The 15,484-nt window shown below is 64.9% G+C and carries 14 protein-coding genes; 2 read left to right on the top strand and 12 right to left on the bottom strand.

Translation table 11 applies throughout. From position 1 onward, the window contains the following. The 5 genes from CIC12_RS26045 to bcsD form a co-directional block, all read right to left on the bottom strand. Positions 1-245, bottom strand: a 245-nt coding sequence (locus CIC12_RS26045; RefSeq protein ID WP_168668325.1) for a hypothetical protein, incomplete at its 3' end; no start/stop codon positions are given. A gap of 3 nt (positions 246-248) precedes the next feature. After that, positions 249-2,471, bottom strand: a complete 2,223-nt coding sequence (bcsA, locus tag CIC12_RS26040; RefSeq protein WP_168668323.1) for a UDP-forming cellulose synthase catalytic subunit — start codon at positions 2,469-2,471, stop codon at positions 249-251. Then, complete coding sequence (bcsQ, locus tag CIC12_RS26035; protein ID WP_168668321.1) at positions 2,468-3,256, bottom strand: cellulose biosynthesis protein BcsQ; 789 nt, start codon at positions 3,254-3,256, stop codon at positions 2,468-2,470. Before bcsQ ends, bcsA begins: the two co-directional genes overlap by 4 nt. Continuing rightward, positions 3,253-4,332, bottom strand: a complete 1,080-nt coding sequence (gene bcsP / locus CIC12_RS26030; RefSeq protein ID WP_168668319.1) for a cellulose biosynthesis protein BcsP — start codon at positions 4,330-4,332, stop codon at positions 3,253-3,255. Before bcsP ends, bcsQ begins: the two co-directional genes overlap by 4 nt. A 255-nt stretch (positions 4,333-4,587) precedes the next feature. Beyond that, a complete protein-coding gene (bcsD, locus tag CIC12_RS26025; RefSeq protein WP_168668317.1) occupies positions 4,588-5,043 on the bottom strand; it encodes a cellulose biosynthesis protein BcsD in 456 nt (151 codons plus the stop codon). Between the two features lie 603 nt (positions 5,044-5,646). Here bcsD and CIC12_RS26020 point away from each other — a divergent pair. Beyond that, positions 5,647-6,795, top strand: a complete 1,149-nt coding sequence (locus tag CIC12_RS26020; RefSeq protein ID WP_168668315.1) for a GGDEF domain-containing protein — start codon at positions 5,647-5,649, stop codon at positions 6,793-6,795. A 154-nt stretch (positions 6,796-6,949) separates the two neighbouring features. Next, complete coding sequence (locus tag CIC12_RS26015; protein ID WP_168668313.1) at positions 6,950-9,283, top strand: EAL domain-containing protein; 2,334 nt, start codon at positions 6,950-6,952, stop codon at positions 9,281-9,283. A 42-nt stretch (positions 9,284-9,325) separates the two neighbouring features. On the opposite strand, the gene hpaI is transcribed toward CIC12_RS26015, so the two are convergent. The 7 genes from hpaI to CIC12_RS25980 form a co-directional block, all read right to left on the bottom strand. Beyond that, positions 9,326-10,135, bottom strand: a complete 810-nt coding sequence (hpaI, locus tag CIC12_RS26010) for a 4-hydroxy-2-oxoheptanedioate aldolase (RefSeq protein ID WP_168668311.1) — start codon at positions 10,133-10,135, stop codon at positions 9,326-9,328. 10 nt (positions 10,136-10,145) lie between these two features. After that, a complete protein-coding gene (hpaH, locus tag CIC12_RS26005; RefSeq protein ID WP_168668309.1) occupies positions 10,146-10,949 on the bottom strand; it encodes a 2-oxo-hept-4-ene-1,7-dioate hydratase in 804 nt (267 codons plus the stop codon). A 37-nt stretch (positions 10,950-10,986) separates the two neighbouring features. Next, a complete protein-coding gene (locus CIC12_RS26000; RefSeq protein ID WP_168668307.1) occupies positions 10,987-11,409 on the bottom strand; it encodes a 5-carboxymethyl-2-hydroxymuconate Delta-isomerase in 423 nt (140 codons plus the stop codon). A 17-nt stretch (positions 11,410-11,426) separates the two neighbouring features. Beyond that, complete coding sequence (gene hpaD / locus CIC12_RS25995; protein ID WP_168668306.1) at positions 11,427-12,290, bottom strand: 3,4-dihydroxyphenylacetate 2,3-dioxygenase; 864 nt, start codon at positions 12,288-12,290, stop codon at positions 11,427-11,429. Positions 12,291-12,416: 126 nt separating this feature from the next. Next, a complete protein-coding gene (hpaE, locus tag CIC12_RS25990) occupies positions 12,417-13,874 on the bottom strand; it encodes a 5-carboxymethyl-2-hydroxymuconate semialdehyde dehydrogenase (RefSeq protein WP_168668305.1) in 1,458 nt (485 codons plus the stop codon). Positions 13,875-13,897: 23 nt separating this feature from the next. Next, a complete protein-coding gene (locus tag CIC12_RS25985) occupies positions 13,898-14,656 on the bottom strand; it encodes a fumarylacetoacetate hydrolase family protein (RefSeq protein WP_168668304.1) in 759 nt (252 codons plus the stop codon). After that, positions 14,653-15,426 (bottom strand): fumarylacetoacetate hydrolase family protein, encoded by a 774-nt coding sequence (locus CIC12_RS25980; protein WP_168668303.1) that lies wholly within the window; start codon positions 15,424-15,426, stop codon positions 14,653-14,655. The genes CIC12_RS25985 and CIC12_RS25980 overlap by 4 nt, the downstream gene beginning before the upstream one ends. Positions 15,427-15,484: the final 58 nt, after the last annotated feature.

Here is a 15,484-nt window from a genome sequence, read left to right as displayed (position 1 = left end):
GCCTGCGTGGCGGCGGCCTGGCCGGTAGCCGGCGCGGCGCTTGCGCCAGTTGCCGCGACCATTTCAGCCGCCGACGCCAGCGGCGCGGCCAGCGCGGTCTGCAACGCGAGCCAGCAGGCGAGGCCGCGCATCAGCCGTCCCGAGCCGGAGCGTCCGACGCGGCGCGCTGCCAAGGTGTGTAATCCGGTCCTGCCGCGCTCGTGATCCGAGCGTTCGATCTTGTCCTTCGCCATCCTGTTGCCCATTGATCAGTCTTTGGTTTTTAGCTTCTTGACGTCCACCGGACGGCTTTTCATCGAACTGCGAAGGTCGGCGTAAAGATGTTCGAACAGCCCGCCGATGCCGCGCGCGCCGACCCTCAGCACGTGCGACAGACCGCGCAGCGGCGTGTCCTGCTGACGGCCTTCGGCCCAGCCGGTCCACGCGTCCGCGCGCGCGAAAGTGGTCTTGACGAACTCGTACTCCTGCTCGCGCGTGAGCGCCGAAAAGCGCAGGCCCACGCGCCCCGGCGCGGTGAAGCCGACGGTCGCGGGAAACGCGTATTCCTCGTCGCCGCGAAACAGCGACACCGTGACGCGCTCGTGCATCGGCACCTGGATCGCGGCCGGCAGCGCCACGCCGACGCCGCCTTCCGAGTAGTCGATGGTTTCGCAGGCGAGCGTGCGGCCGGTCGAGAACTTGAGCATCACCGGCATCTTCATCGCCACGCGGTGCACCGCGCGAATCTGGCGCCGCTCGCTCGCGGCGGCCACGCTCGCGCCAAGAATCAGCATGTTGTATGTGGTCCACGCGAGATTCAGGACGGTAGTCTGGACCACGCTGCGCACGTGCCAGTTCAGATAGATGTGCGCGAGGCCCACGCAGAAGCCGATCAGGTTCAGCAACAGCAGGAACAGATACGGCCGCGAGATCGCCCAGTCGAAATAGTTCTTCTCGATCTGGCCGCCCTTGGCCGTCACGTTGAACTTGCCGAGCTTCGGGTTGATCAGCGCGAGCAGCGTCGGCGCGGTGATGTACGACGCCAGCACCGATTCATACACTTCGGCCCAGAACGAATGGCGAAACGAGCGCTGCATGCGCGAGTTGGTGATGCTCGCGTGCATCATGTGCGGCAGCGCGTAGATCGCGATCGTGCTGGCGGCGGCTTCGATCACGTGCGCGCCGAAGAACAGATACGACAGCGGCGCGGTGAGGAACACAAGGCGCGGGATGCCGTAGAAGAAGTGCATCATCGCGTTCAGATAGCACAGCCGCTGGCCTAACTTCAGGCCCTTGCCGGTCAGCGGATTGTCGATCCGGAAGATCTGCGTCATGCCGCGCGCCCAGCGAATGCGCTGGCCGATGTGGCCGGACAGGCTTTCGGTGGCGAGCCCCGCGGCTTGCGGAATCGCCAGATACGCGGTGGTGTAGCCGAGGCGGTGCAGCTTGAGCGCGGTATGCGCGTCTTCAGTCACGGTCTCGACCGCGATGCCGCCGATCTCTTCGACCATGGTCCGGCGCAGGAGGGCGCACGAGCCGCAGAAGAAGGTCGCGTTCCACAAGTCGTTGCCGTCCTGCACGAGCCCATAAAACAACTCGCCTTCGTTCGGCACCTTGCGGAAGGTGCCGAGATTGCGTTCGAACGGGTCGGCGTTGAAGAAGTGGTGCGGCGTTTGCAACATCGACAGCAGCTTGTCGCGCAGGAACCAGCCGAGGCCGACCTGCAGGAACGAGCGGGTCGGAATGTGATCGCAGTCGAAGATCGCGATGTACTCGCCGCCCGTGATTTTGAGCGCTTCGTTGATGTTGCCGGCTTTCGCGTGGCGGTTGTGCGTGCGGATCGTCCAGTTGACGCCGACTTCCTCGCAGAATGCCTTGAACTCCGGACGGCGGCCGTCGTCGAGTACGTGGATCGAGATTTTCTCGGGCGGATAGTCGAGTGCGAGCGCCGCGTAGATGGTCGGCTTCACCACGGAAAGCGGCTCGTTGTAGGTCGGAATGAACACGTCGACGCTCGGCCACTCGCCGCGCGAGGTGGGCAGCGGCAGCGGCGTGCGCTTGAGCGGCCAGGCGGTCTGGAAGTAGCCGAGCAGCAGCACGATGGTCGAATAGACTTCGGCGGACACCAGCAGCAGGCCCCACGCCGCATCGAGCGGATGCTCCCAGTAGGTGGTCGCGGTGAGCCGCCAGTACATGTAGCGGCCCGAGGTGACCACCGACAGCATGATCATCACCATCGTCGCGTAACGGCCTTGCAGGCGGCGCAACAGCAGCGCGACCAGGAAGCAGCAGGTCGCGAACGCGAGTTGCTGGTAGAACTCGAGCGGCACCGTGAACACGAAGTACAGCATGCCGAGCGCGAACGCCGTGACGAACACGGTGACGATGCGGCTGTTCCAGAAGCCGGCGTCGACGAAACGCTCGAAGCGCGACGGCTCGGCGCCTTCGCCGCCCGGCGCCTGCTGTAATTCCGGCGATCCCTGCGTGCTCATGCGACGTTCCTCGGCGAGACGGCGATCGCGTCGAGCGCCGCCATCAGCCATGTGCCGCACGCGCGGAAATCGGCGGCGGCCTGGCTGAGCGGATCGTAGTGGATCAGCGTGGTGTCGCAGGCGAGCGCTTCGCTCACGCCTTCGTCCAGATGAATCACGCCCGGAAAGACCTTCGCGCCGAGCATCTGGCGCAGCACCTTGAGCACGTCCTTGGTCAACTGGCGCGACTGGTCGATCTGGTTGATCACGTAGCCGTCACCGCCGAACTCGGCGCGCGGCGCCGCGTAAGTCGCGATGAGCCGCTCCATTTGCGGAATCGCCGCGTACGAGGCGGCGTCGGCGAGCACCACGTTCAGCGCGAAGGTGGCCGCGCACAACGCGGTGCGCACGTAAGCGGAGGAGCCCGGCGGCGTGTCGATGATGACGATGTCCGACGCGTCGAGCCGCAGATTCTGCAGCGACTGAGCGAGCCAGCGCGGTTCCTGGTCGATATACGCTTCGAAACGGCGGCGGTCGTCTTCGAGCACCGCACCGTACGGCAGCACGGTCACGCCGTCGACGCCGTCGAACATCACGGTCTGCCACGGGTCGCCGGTGAGCGTCGCGCGCGACAGACCGTCGATGCTGTCGAGCGGCACGCCGAAGTGCAGGCGCAGGGCGTTCTGCGGGTCGAGGTCGAGGGCGATCACGCGCCGGCCACTGGTGGCCAGCACGGAAGCGAGATTGGCGGCGAGGGTGGTCTTGCCGACCCCGCCCTTGGCGGACACCACCGCAATGACTTTCATGAGCGACGCGGGCCGTTGACCAGCCACGAATTGGCGACGCCGGGCGCGGCGGCGCGCGATGCGCCGGCCGGCGTGGCGGGAGTGGGAGCGGGTGCGCCGCGCAGACGGTCGAAGACCGATTGCAGCGGCGCGGATTCGTTAGCGGGCGCGGCGGCTTGCGGCGGCCCGGGGGGCGAGGCCGCGGCGAAGAGTTTGCCGAGGATGGACGCGCTCGGGGTGGATTGGGCGGCCGGGGTTGCCGGTGCGAAAGTGCCTGCAAATGCCGGTGCCGGTGCCGGTGTGGTGAATTGCTGCACGGGAGCGAAGGCGGGCGCCGGCGCTTGCGCCCGCGTCGGCGCGGCAGAAGGCGTTTGCGTAGCAGGCGTGCGGAACAGGAACGCGGGCGACCCGCCACCCACCGGCGTGGCCGCTGCGGCGTGCGACACGGCCGCGAGCGATGCAAGCCCGGCCGGCGCAGCGACAGGTGAAGCCGCAGCCGCGGCGGCAGCGGGTGCAAACGGAGCCGAAGGCATAACCGGCGCGACGGGCGTGAAAGCACTGGGCGCCGCAGGGGCAAATGGAGCCGGCGCAGCAACCGGCGTGACCGGGGCCGACACACCGCCCTGCACAGGTGCGCCAGACGCAAACGGCACCGAACCCGCATGCCGTGCATCACCCACGCTTGCGCTAGCAGACGCATCCCGCGCCGTGCCTTCCTGTTCCGCTTCAGGCGCGCCGAACCGCGAGGCGCCGCTCGGCGCAGCCGGCTGCGCGGCCGCCAACACCACCGGCGGAATATCCCGTCGATGCGAGCGCGTGAACAAGGGCGCCTTCGCGCGGGTCACCGCGGCGACGTCCTTGGGCGTCGTGTCCTGGCGATCGACGGCCGTCGGCGCGGCGCTCATCGGCGGCTGCGGCCTCGCCTCCCGAGCTTGCCCGATCGCCGGAATCGCCGGTTGCGTCAGATCCAGCGTCACCAGAAGCGGCCAACGCGTGCGCGCCGAACGCGCTTCGTTTTCGCGGCCGATTTCCTGGTACGCGTTGGCGTCGCCGCCAAAATGATCGAACAGTTTTTCGATGTCGCTCGATGAACTCATAATGCCGCCGTCTTGTTCATGACTTGTCTTGCCCCCCATCCTTACCTGCTTGCGGCGCTAAACCCTTCTTACCGCTGCCACTGCACGCGCCCGGTCAGGTGCGTCTGCCTGACTGCATTGCTTCTTTGTCTTGTGCCCGGAGCCGTTACGCTGCTTCGCCCGGCGCGCCGCCCGCGAGCGCCAGTTGCACGGCGCTTACCTGACACACGCGCCCGTCGCGCCCGTTCGATCCGCGAGCCGCATCGTTCACGCCGTTCATGCTGGATGACGACCCAGACGAAACTCGATCGCGCTGTCCTCGCCGTACGCACTCGTTTGCGCGACCGACAGACCTTGCGCGCCCAGCGCGCTCAACCACGTCTGATAGACGCCTTCGAGGAACGCCGGGGTCCATGTCAGCGCGGCCTCGCCGAATGCCTGCAGCGGTGCACAGTAGTGAACGATGCGCAGCGACTCGGCTTCGTCGGCCAGTTCGACATAGCCCCAAGCCATCTCCTGCCAGTAGAAATTCAACGCGTGTGCAAGCTCGGACGTCGATGCGCAGGCGGGCAGCGGATGCGCCGCCGCGAACCGGCTGCCGACGCGGTGCATCAGCTGCCGCAGTTCGTCGCGGCCGATCTGCGCCGCGAACTCGGCGGCGAGCGCGGTCAGCATGCCGCGCCACTGTGGCGAGATCTGGCGTTCCAGCAGGTAATCGAGAATGGGGACCATGGTTTCCGGGGAATGGCCGTTGCTTCGATGCGCACAAAGGACGCGACGGCCGGGTGAATATCAAAGTGTTCGGAAAAATCGCGCGTTGCACGCGTCCATAAGTGACTTTTACAAAGCTGTCTAGTCTGTCCGACACACTTCGAGGGGAGTCTACTTAAGACGATAACTTTTAGCCACTTTCCATTCGTCAGCTTATACGCAAAAACGCGCGTATTGGATGCATTGCGATTACGTAATTTTTGCTGGTTCCATTGCGGCTCGCACGATCCTACGGTCTATGCGGCATTTGAATTCGTCTGCTCCAGCTGCATTAATGGATAATTGCGCCGCGCTTTTGACGCCACCATTTCGTGGTAAATGCAACGCTTTTCAGGCAACGCGGGATACGCCGTCGCGCGTCCTTACAAAATCTTGCCTCGCGATGACGTGCAGTAATTTTTACGCAGACCGTATAAGCTGACGAATACGCGAGAACTCGACGCGCATGCAATGGCGCACGAGTGTACGAGAGGGTGCGTATTCCTCGCGCGCACGAAGCATGTGCACGGGCTACGCGTTACTTGCGTCGCGCCGTTGTCATGTCGTTCGAGTCATTCACTTGCCATGCTCAATCCACTCAGTATTCTGCTGGTCACCGTTTTATCGAGCGCGATGGCGATGGCCGTGCTCGGGTCGTTGTGGCGCGCGGCGATTCCCGGCGTTGGCTACTGGATCGCGGCCAACGCGCTCGCCATCGTGGCGCTGCTCGCATTCGCGCTGCAGGGACATGCGTCGCGCTGGCTGACCTTCGTCGCGGCCAACGAGTTGCTCGCCCTGTCGTTATTGCTCGTGATCGAAGGCTGCCTGCGTTTTCTCGGTCGCCGCACCCGTCCATGGGCGGCGTACGCGGGCCTCGTCGCAGTGTTGGTCGGCATTTCGTACTGGACCTTCGCCGCGCCGGACTTCAATGCCCGCGTCGCGCTGGTGTCGGTGTACCACGCGGGACTCTACGCGGTGCTCGCTGCGCTGATGGTGCGCGGCCGCCCGCCGCACCGGCCGCGCTACAGCTATTACTTCCTCGCGGTGGCGGCCATGCTGCTGTGCGCGGGGCATGCGTCGCGCGGCGTAATGTACGGCTTCGGCATCCTCATGCAGACCGGCCTCATGGAGGTCACGCCGTCGAACATCATTTTTCTCGCCCTCGGCATTCTCGCGCCGCCGTGTCTGTCGATCGGCGTCGTGATGCTGGCGCACGACCGCCTTGCCGAACGGCTGGAGCGGCTCGCGAACGTCGACGACCTGACGGGCGCGCTGTCGCGCCGTGCCTTCCTCGCGCTCGGCGACGCGCTGCTCAAGGCGTCGCTGCGAAGCCGCTCGCCGCTGACGATGGCGATCATCGACATCGATTCATTCAAGGCCGTCAACGATACCTACGGCCACGCCGCCGGCGATCAGGTGCTGGTGCACTTCGCGGCGTTCGTCGCGGACAACCTGCGGGTTGGCGACATATTCGGCCGGCTGGGCGGCGAGGAGTTCGGCGTGCTGTGCCCGGCGACCACCACCGCCGACGCGGTCGCGCTGCTCGAGCGCCTGCGCGTCCGGCTCGCGGCGACCACACCGGCCGGTCTGCCCCGCGGGTTGCGCTACACCTTCAGTGTCGGAGTGGATCAGCATCGGCGCCCCGAGTCGCTTGCCCAGTTGATGGCGCGCGCCGACGGTGCACTGTATGCCGCCAAAGAATCGGGCCGCAATCGTGTGATGGCGGCGGCGTAGCAGGCATCGGCGAGGCATCAGCGAGGCACCGGCGAGGCACCGGCGAGGCACCGGCGGAATTTTTTACCTCTATTTGCGCGTCAGGCATAAATATTAGGAAGACGCCTGCCGATAACCAATGGCGGAGTGACTGGAACCAGCTGATAACCTCGATATGTCTGCCACCTCAACGCAGCACCTGCCCGATCCTGGTCTGCGCGATCGCTTTCATGAGCGCTCGCTGGAGCATCAGCGCCCGCTGTCCACGGTGACGATGGCATTCACGGTGATCGCGTTCCTGTGCATGGTCGGCGCGCGTAATCTCGTGGACGGCCCAGCGGCGCCGCTCACCTACAGGTTGCTCTGCGCGCTGGTACTCGTGCTGCTGGTGCTGGCGATCCCGAATGCGAAATCGACCTGGGTGTTCGGCGCGATCGGCGTCGCGTACATGCAGGTACTGGTGGCGGGGCTCGCGCTGAACGCCGCCGGCCTCGCGCAGCCGCTGCTGTGGGTGCTGCCGGCGCTGGTGGTGATCCCGGTTTGCGCGGCGCCGCTATGGCTCACGCCGACGCACTTCTTGACCGGCAGCGTGCTCTTCTATGCGGCGGCCTTCGTGCTGCTGCTCGGCGAGCCGCTCGCGCATGACGTCGATATCGCCGTGTGGATGTGGATCGTGGCGATCGGCGTACCGGCTTCGATGGTGTTTCACTTCGGCTTTTACCGCTTCAGGCGCAATCACTTCCTGCTTGAAAGCCAGCTCGCGCAGCTCGCCGCGACAGATCCGCTGACCGGCCTGCAAAACCGCCGCGCCTTCGTCAAGCAGGCGGAGGGCCGCCTCGGCGCGCTTGCGCCCGAAGCGCGCATCAGCGCGATTTTCGTCGATATCGACAACTTCAAGTCCTTGAACGACCGGTTCGGCCATGCGCTCGGCGACCGGGCGCTGCACCGGGTCGCTCAGGTGCTGATGGACGAGACCACCACGGAAGACAGCGTGAGCCGGATCGGCGGCGAGGAGTTCGCAGTGCTGTTGCACGACGGTCTGGCGGGCGCACTGAGCCTGGCGGAACGCCTGCGCGGCGCGATCGAAGCGATCGACCGCCCGGACGGAAGTTTGACCGCGAGCTTCGGCGTGGCCGAGCATCGCCACGGCGAAAGCATCATGGTGCTGCTCGACCGCGCAGACGAAGCGTTGCTGCGCGCGAAGCACTCGGGCAGGAACCGCGTGTGCGCCGAACGCGCGCCGCCGCTCGACGCGCTGCAGCCGCGCCGCGCCGATGCGCAAGCCCTCGAGGGTGGCGCGGGGCGGCGCCATCGGTGGGACGATTTTTACCTCATCTCGCACTTCCAGCCGCTCTACAGTCTGTCGCATCAGAAGCAGGTCGGGTTCGAGGCGCTGCTGCGCGGCGAGCAGGACGACGGCACGCTGGTGCCGCCGGTGGTGATGTTTGCGCCGAAGCCGTCGAACGACGAAGGCGCGCTCGACCGCGCGAGCCATGCCGTGCATCTCGGCAACGCGTGCCGCGCGCTGCCGGGCGATGCGTGGCTGTTCCTCAATATTTTGCCCGCCACTTTCATCGCCGATGGATACGCCGATCAGCTCGCCGCCATCGTGCGCAGTTCGGGGTTCGACACCGGGCGCGTGATCCTGGAGATTCTCGAATCGCATGGCGGCAGTGTCGACGATATGTCGCGGGCGGCGGCCGCGTACCGCGAGCACGGCTTCCTGATCGCCGTCGATGACTTCGGCGCGGGGCAGTCGAATCTGGACCGCTTGCTGCGCATCCGCCCAGACCTCGTCAAGCTCGACGGTGAACTGATTCGCGCGACCACCCATGGCACCGAACAGCCGATCCTGCCCAAGCTTGTTTCGCTGTTGCATCAGGCGGGGATGCTGGTGGTGGTGGAAGGCGTGGAGACGACCGAGGAGCTGATACTCGCGGTGGAATCGAATGTGGATTTCGCGCAGGGCTATCTGCTCGGGCGGCCGGCGGTCGAGATCGCGCCGCCGGAGTCCGTGCACCGGCAGATCGACGATGCGTTCGACGTGATCGCGCAGGGGCGCGCGCATCAGCATGCGTTGTTCGAATCCGAAGTCGAGCCGTATCGGGTCGCGTTGCGGCTCGCCGCCGATGCGTTGCTGGCCGGCGCCGTGGCTGACGACGCGTTTGCAACGCTCGCGACGTTCGAGCGCTGCGTCAGCTGTTTCATCCTCGACGATTCAGGCCGGCAGATCGGTCACGAGGTGCCAGGGCCGGCCTGGAGCAAGGAGGGCGCGTCCTTGCATCCGGTGGCGGATCCGCGGGATGCGCGATGGGATCATCGGCCGTATTTCCGCAATGCGGTGCTGTTGCCCGGTGTGGCGGTCGCCAGTAATCCTTATCTTTCGCTGGCGAGCGGACGGCCTTGTATTGCGGTGACGGTGGCCGTGCAGTTCGCCGCCGAGCGCTCGGTGATCGGCGTGGAACTGGACTGGTCGGAGCTCGGGTTGCCTTGGCCGGCGGGGGAGTAATGTTTTGCTGCATACACGACGTGGGCGTGAACCCCGCCTGGTTCAGTAACCGCCTTTGTCTTTGACCGGCACGGCCACTTGCGCCGTTGTCTTGTACGACGCAGCGAGCTCCGCCGCCGCGCGGCTCAACAAACCCGTATCCGTTCCGACCGCGACGAAGCTCGCCCCCGCCGCCAGATAGTCGGCGGCAATCGCGGGATCGGGCGCCAGCACGCCCGCCGCTTTGCCCGCATGACGCACGGTGTCGATGCCGTGGCAAATCGCGGCGCGCACGCTCGCGTCGCCCGGCTTGCCCAGCAGGCCCATCGACGCGCTCAGATCCGATGGCCCGAAAAAGACGCCGTCGACGCCCTCAACGCGCGCAATCGCCGCGAGGTTCTCCATGCTTTGCACGGTTTCCACCTGTACCAGCACGCACAACTCATCGGCGGCGGTGGTCAGATAGTCCGGTGTCTGGTTCCAGCGCGATGCCCGCGCCAATGCACTGCCTACACCGCGAATGCCTTGCGGCGGGTAGCGCGTGGCCGCCACGGCGTCGACGGCTTGCGCCGCTGAGTCGATCATGGGCAGCAGCAGGGTTTGCGCGCCGATATCGAGCAACTGCTTGATCAACGCGCTGTCGCTGCGCACCGGGCGCACCACCGGATGCGACGCGTACGCGGCCACCGCCTGCAATTGCGACAGCGTGCTGCGCACGTCGTTGGGCGCATGCTCGTTGTCGATCAGCAGCCAGTCGAAACCGGCAGTGGCCAGCAGTTCGGTCACATACGCGTCGGCGAGCGCGGCCCACAGGCCGAATTGCGGGCGGCCTTCCGCCAGCGCGCGTTTAAATGGGTTGTGCGGTAAAGACATGTCGCTCCACTTAGATGAAATTCAAACCGATGCCGCCCAACGGGCCATAGTCGACGTGGAAGGTGTCGCCTGCGCGTGCCGCGATTGGACTCGTGAACGAGCCGCTCAGGATCACGTCGTTGGCGTTCAGTGCTTCGTCGTACGGCGCGATCTTGTTGGCGAGCCACGCCACGCCCGTTGCCGGATGATTCAACACCGCCGCGGCAAGACCGCTTTCTTCGACAGTGCCGTTTTTATAGAGCAATGCGCCGACCCAGCGCAGGTCGACATCGAGCGGCCGCACCGGGCGGCCGCCGAGCACGATGCCCGCATTCGCGGCGAAGTCCGAGATCGTATCGTAGACCTTGCGCGGCGCTTTGGTCTCGCGGTCGAACTGTTCGATGCGCGCGTCGATGATTTCCACCGCGGGGCTCACGTAGGCGGTGGCGTCGAGCACGTCGAACAGCGTGACGCCGGGCCCCTTTAGCGGTTTGCCCAGCACGAACGCGAGTTCCACCTCGACGCGCGGCGAAATGAAACGGTCCGCACGAATGTCCTGGCCGCTTTCGATGAACATGCTGTCGAGCAGCGGCGCGTAGTCGGGCTCGTCGATCTGCGACGAACGCTGCATCGCGCGCGACGTCAGCCCGATCTTGCGGCCTTTGATCACGTGGCCCTCGGCCAGTTTGAGCTTGACCCACTCGCGTTGGATCGCGTAGCCGTCCTGGACGGTCATCTGCGGATATTGCGCGGAGAAGTGGCGCAGTTGCGTGCGGGTCTTTTCGGCGTGATCGAGTTGCGCCGCGAGGTCGCGGATAGTCTGTTCGTCTAGCATGATGGATTCTCTATGGACCACAGCGCGGCTTCGGGTGTCAGCGTTTGAGCCGCGCGTGCAGATTGTTGTGCTTCCATGTGCCGGCTTCGCTGAACTCACCGATTTCCAGCGATAGCGCGAGGCCCTGCTGCTCGAACTCGAGCGCAAAGTGCTGTTTGATCAGGGCGAACAGCGCGTCGCCAGTCGCCTTTTTCGTGGCGCCGGAGCGACCTGCGCCGATCTTCAGATTCGCATGCAGGAACGCGGCGTCGGGGCCTCCATCGGCGATGCAGTACTGCTCGCAGCGCACGGCGCGCACGCGAATGCCGCCGAGCGGATAAACCCGCTGTTCGCTTTCGTTGACGCTTTCGTTGCCGTTCTGGCGCTGCGCAGCGAGGCATTGCGCGAGCGCGTTGCATAGTTGGCCGATGCGCTCGGCACCGGCGAGATTGGCGCTGTATTCGAGTGTCAGATGCGGCACGTTGATCTCCTCACTATTCAGGCAGGCAGCCGCGTGACTGGAAAGATCGCGTTGATCTGGCCGGTGCCCGAACTGCCAAAATACGGCGTGACGACCTCCACATTGCCGTCATACCGGTCCCAGCCGAGCGCGCCGAGCAGCATCGCGGTGTCGTGCATGCCGCCTTCGCCCCAGCATTTCTCGTTGTAAAGCGGCAGCATGGCGCAAAAGGTCTTCCAGTCACCGGCTTCCCACAACTCGACGACGCTGCGGTCCATCCGTTCGAGAAACGGACTCCACACCTTGTGCATGAACTGCTCGGCCGTTCCGTTATTGGCGAAGTGATGACTGAGCGAGCCGCTCGCAAGGATCGCGACGGTGCCGTCGTAACGTTCCTCGATCGCCTTGCGCACCGCGAGGCCGAAGCGCGCACTCGTTTCCAGGTCGTGCCACATGCACCAGCCCGCCACCGACACGGCCTTGAAATGCTGATCGCTATTCATATAGCGCAGCGGAACCAGCGTGCCATATTCGAGTTCGAGCGTGGTTTCGCTGTGCGCGCGGCTCTTCACGCCCATCTCGTTGGCGACTTCGGCGATCAGATGCCCGAGGCCGACATTGCCCGGATACGCGTACGGCATGTTCCTGATGAAATGCGGCAATTCGTTGCTGGTGTACACGCCTTCGAATTTCGGTGCGCAATTGATGTGGTATTCGCTATTCACGAGCCAGTGCACGTCGAACACGACGATCGTATCGACGCCCAGTTCGCGGCAGCGCCGGCCGATTTCGTGATGACCGTCGATCGCCGGCTGGCGGCAACCCTTGTGCGGACCGTCGAGTTCGGACAGATATAACGACGGGACGTGAGTCACTTTTGCTGCCAATGCGAGTTTGCCCATCGTGGTCTCCGTGTCGGCTGCGGTTAGCGCGTTAGCGCTGGCTGCGGCCGCATGCAAGATAGTTGCTGTTCCGTGTGGCGCGAGGCAAGTTGCATTCGCGTGTCGATTCTCATCGCTTTGGCGACGTTACACACCCCAGCGTGGAATAGGGTGCGAGCCGAGCGAGACACAGACATTCTTCGGTTCCAGAAACACTTCGTAGCTCCACGTGCCACCTTCGCGGCCCACGCCCGATGCCTTGGTGCCGCCGAACGGCTGACGCAGATCGCGCACGTTCTGACTGTTGACGAAACACATGCCGGCTTCGACGGCGGTGGCGACACGATGCGCGCGGCCCGTGTTTTCCGTCCAGATATAGCTCGACAAGCCGTACGAGATATCGTTGGCGAGCTTGATCGCGTCGGCTTCGTCGTCGAACGGAATCAGGCACGCGACCGGGCCGAAAATTTCCTCCTGCGCGATGCGCATGCGGTTGTCGACATCGACGAATACCGTCGGCATGACGAAGTTGCCTTTGCGCATTGCGTCGGGCAGGTCCGGCGTATCGAGGCCGCCGCACGCGAGCGTGGCGCCTTCCTTCGGGCCCAGTTCGATATAGCTGCGTACTTTCGCCAGATGCCCCTGGCTGATCATCGGGCCGACGATGGTGCTGTCCGAGAGCGGATCGCCGACGCTCAAACGCTTCGCACGTTCGATGAAGCGCTCGGCGAAACGCGCGTAGATCGGGCGTTGCACCAGAATGCGCGACCCCGCCGTGCAGCGCTCGCCGTTGTTCGAGAAGATCATGAACACGGCGGCGTCGAGTGCGCGTTCGAAATCGGCGTCGTCGAAAATGACGAATGGCGACTTGCCGCCGAGTTCCATCGAGAACTTCTTCAGGCCCGCGGTTTGCACGATGCGGTTGCCGGTCGCTGTCGATCCTGTGAACGATACCGCGTGCACGTCGGGATGCGCGGCCAGCGGCTCGCCGGCTTCCTTGCCGAAGCCGTGCACCACGTTCAGCACCCCGGCGGGGATGCCGGCTTCGAGCGCCAGTTGCCCAAGCATCGACGCGGTGAGCGGCGACAGTTCGCTCATCTTGAGCACGGCTGTGTTGCCGAAAGCGAGGCAGGGCGCAACTTTCCAGGTGGCGGTCATGAACGGCACGTTCCACGGCGAGATCAGCGCGCAGACGCCGACCGGATGAAACAACGTGTAGTTCAGATGCGTGTCGGTCGGATACGTATGGCCGTCGACGCGCGTGCACATCTCGGCAAAGTAGCTGAAGTTGTCGGCGGCGCGCGGCACGAGCTGCTTGCGCGTTTGCGAAATGGTCTGGCCGGTGTCCTTTGTTTCGGTCTCCGAGATTTCCGGCACATGCCTTGCGATCAGTTCGCCGAGCTTGCGCACGAGCTTCGCACGTTCTGCGGCGGGCTTGGCGGCCCACGCGGGAAACGCGCCTTTGGCCGCGCGCACGGCGGCATCCACTTGTTGCGCGCCGCCGCGGGCCACTTCGGCGAGCACGTCCTGCGTGGCCGGATTGACCGTTTCGAAATAGTCTTTCGCGGCGCAGGCTTCGCCGTTGATCAGATGGTCGATTCGCATTGCGTAGTCCTTTTTGCTGTCGCTCAGGCGCGTCCGAAGTCCGCGTCCGATCCAATCGTGTTGACGAGACGGCCCAGGCCGTCGATCTCGCAGGCCACTTCGTCGCCCGCATTCACGTTGACGATGCCTTCCGGCGTGCCAGTGAGAATCACGTCGCCGGGTGCGAGCGTCATGAAGCCGCTCAGGTATTCGATCAACGCCGGGATGCTGGTGACGAGATCGCGCGTATTGCCGCGTTGTTGCAGTGTGCCGTTCACGAATGTGCGCAATTCCAGCTGCGTGACGTCGCCGATGTCGGCCGCGTCGACGAACCACGGGCCGAGCACCGTGCCGCCGTCGCGATTCTTCACGCGCAGGTTGGGGCGGTAGTAGTTTTCGAGGTAGTCGCGGATCGCATAGTCGTTGGCGATCATGTAGCCGGACACATGCTGCAGGGCGTTTTCACGCGTCACCTTCCGCGTGCTCTGACCGATCACGACCGCCAGCTCGCACTCGTAGTGCATGAACGTGACATCGGCGGGGCGGCGCGTGACGCCGCGATGCCCGAGCACCGTGCCCGGTCCCTTGAGAAAGACGAGTGGTTCTTCCTGCTTGTTGAACTGCAATTCCTTCGCATGCTCGGCGTAGTTCAGCCCGAGCGCGAAGATCGTGCCGACTTCGATCGGCGCAAGCCAGACCACTTCATCTTCGCGACGCACGCGGCCGTCCGCGAGGCGCACGCCATGGGCATCGGGATAGGCTTCGTGAATCGCACCCGCATACGCAACACGGCCGCGCATCATCGTGGTTCTCCGTCGTGTTCCGGTGCGGCGACAAACGACACCATAAGTGGTGGCATGGCACCGATCGTCAGCGTGGCCGTGTCGCCGATATGTGCGACCGGCGAGCCGTGGGGCACGCCGGTCGTGATGACGTCGCCCGCGCTCAGGGTCATGAAATCGGTGACGTCTGCGAGTAATTGCGCGACCTTACGCACCGACGCCGCCGTGCTTGCCGCAAAGGCCGCGGCGCCGTTGAGCGAGACCGCGATGGCAAGCTCGTCCGGCGTTGCAACATGGCGCGCTGCTACCACCGCCGGTCCGATCACACAGAAGCCGTCGCGCGCGCGAAAACGCACCGAAGGCCGGTACACATTCGCATGGGGCACGCTCAGGTCGGCGATCAGCGTATAGCCGGCGATGTAGTCCGCCGCGCGATTCGCATCGACGCGTGTTGCAGTGCGGCCAATCACGATACCGAGCGACGCGCCGACTTCTACCCCCAACGCATCGTCTGGCACGACAACTTTCGCGCGATGTCCGGCGTGCGTGTTGCGGGGCTTCAGATAAAGAACCGGCCCTTTCGGCGGCGCTTTATACGGCGCCGCATGCACCGCGTCGCCTAGCGCATCCAGCGCGGCACGGTCGTTCAGCAGGGTTCCGTACACCGCGCCATGCACCGGCGCGCGGCAGGCTATGCCGCGTGCAAGCAGGGCGGCCGCGGTGCACGCGTCCACGTCGCGAGGCAGTGGGTCGCCTTCGGGATGCAGCAGGTGATCGGCAAGGGCGAACATAACGGCAGACTCTCAGGAAAAAAACTCAGCGAAAACACTAACATGTTAGTAGTATTGC

The organism is Paraburkholderia sp. SG-MS1, assembly GCF_012275575.1.
Lineage (GTDB): Bacteria > Pseudomonadota > Gammaproteobacteria > Burkholderiales > Burkholderiaceae > Paraburkholderia.
This window is presented reverse-complemented; position numbering and strand designations above follow the sequence as displayed.

Coding starts and splice junctions, on each gene's coding strand:
- bcsA (WP_168668323.1), bottom strand. CDS start 2,471: ATGAGCACGCAGGGATCGCCGGAATTACAGCAGGCGCCGGGCGGCGAA.
- bcsQ (WP_168668321.1), bottom strand. CDS start 3,256: ATGAAAGTCATTGCGGTGGTGTCCGCCAAGGGCGGGGTCGGCAAGACC.
- bcsP (WP_168668319.1), bottom strand. CDS start 4,332: ATGAGTTCATCGAGCGACATCGAAAAACTGTTCGATCATTTTGGCGGC.
- bcsD (WP_168668317.1), bottom strand. CDS start 5,043: ATGGTCCCCATTCTCGATTACCTGCTGGAACGCCAGATCTCGCCACAG.
- CIC12_RS26020 (WP_168668315.1), top strand. CDS start 5,647: ATGCTCAATCCACTCAGTATTCTGCTGGTCACCGTTTTATCGAGCGCG.
- CIC12_RS26015 (WP_168668313.1), top strand. CDS start 6,950: ATGTCTGCCACCTCAACGCAGCACCTGCCCGATCCTGGTCTGCGCGAT.
- hpaI (WP_168668311.1), bottom strand. CDS start 10,135: ATGTCTTTACCGCACAACCCATTTAAACGCGCGCTGGCGGAAGGCCGC.
- hpaH (WP_168668309.1), bottom strand. CDS start 10,949: ATGCTAGACGAACAGACTATCCGCGACCTCGCGGCGCAACTCGATCAC.
- hpaD (WP_168668306.1), bottom strand. CDS start 12,290: ATGGGCAAACTCGCATTGGCAGCAAAAGTGACTCACGTCCCGTCGTTA.
- hpaE (WP_168668305.1), bottom strand. CDS start 13,874: ATGCGAATCGACCATCTGATCAACGGCGAAGCCTGCGCCGCGAAAGAC.
- CIC12_RS25985 (WP_168668304.1), bottom strand. CDS start 14,656: ATGATGCGCGGCCGTGTTGCGTATGCGGGTGCGATTCACGAAGCCTAT.
- CIC12_RS25980 (WP_168668303.1), bottom strand. CDS start 15,426: ATGTTCGCCCTTGCCGATCACCTGCTGCATCCCGAAGGCGACCCACTG.